Origin of the sequence: Mycobacterium gordonae, assembly GCF_001417955.2 — a bacterium.
GTDB classification, from domain to species: domain Bacteria; phylum Actinomycetota; class Actinomycetes; order Mycobacteriales; family Mycobacteriaceae; genus Mycobacterium; species Mycobacterium gordonae_B.
Genome location: NZ_LKTM01000232.1, coordinates 1 through 910, shown reverse-complemented (window position 1 = coordinate 910; position 910 = coordinate 1). Strand labels below are relative to the sequence as shown.

The window sequence follows — 910 nt, the reverse complement described above, 5'->3', positions numbered from 1 at the left end:
CCCATCTTCGGAAGACCTCGACCCCTATCCCGACAACGACGCGCCGAGCACCCCTACACCCTCATCTGCGAAGAGCCTGTTTATCGCGACCTGATGCAGTGGCACGAAATGTATACATATTTTGATGTTGGACCTGCATTATCGAGGCCGTGACCCGCATTACCCAGGCAATTGAATTCATCCTTGACGCCGCCTGGATCGGCCCGCGCCAAGGCCTGGTGCTCAACGAATTCCATTCTAATTCACAGGATCTGACTCGCCCGCCGCAACGTGCAGCTCGCCGCCCTCAAATGCGAAAAGTCGAGGCCGCTAAATCGCGCCGAAGGCTTACGAATTGCAGATTGATTCGGAATACTCATCACCGCGCGCATTACTTGCCGGCACCGCAAATCCACCAGGCGGGAGCATCTCTATGTCCTTCGTTATGGCAACACCAGACTTATTGGCAGCTGCGGCAGCGGATGTGGCGGGCATCGGCTCGTCATTACGCGCGGCGAATACGGCTGCGGCGGTGCCCACGACGGAGTTGCTGGCCGCCGCCGAGGACGAAGTGTCCACCGCGATTGCGACGCTGTTCTCCGGCCACGGGAAGGCGTATCAGGTCCTCAACCGGCAGGCGGCAGCGTTCCAGGCCGAGTTCGTCCGGGCATTGACGAGCGCGGAGGTCTCCTATGCGCTCGCCGAAGCGGCTAACGCGTCGCCGCTGCAACCGATCCTGGACCTGATCAATGCGCCCACCAACCTGCTGCTGGGACGCCCGCTGATCGGCAACGGCACTGACGGCGCGCCGGGCACGGGACAGAACGGTGGTGGCGGCGGTCTCCTCTGGGGTAACGGCGGCAGCGGTGGCTCGGGCGCGCCCGGCGGAGTCGGTGGTGCCGGCGGGGCGGCCGGACTGCTCGGCACCGGC

The 910-nt window shown here is 63.6% G+C and carries 1 protein-coding gene; it reads left to right on the top strand.

Features of this window, described 5'->3' with window-relative positions; all coding sequences use genetic code 11:
• Positions 1 to 412: 412 nt before the first annotated feature.
• Positions 413 to 910, top strand: a 498-nt coding sequence (locus AO501_RS17760; protein ID WP_156452644.1) for a PE family protein, incomplete at its 3' end; no start/stop codon positions are given.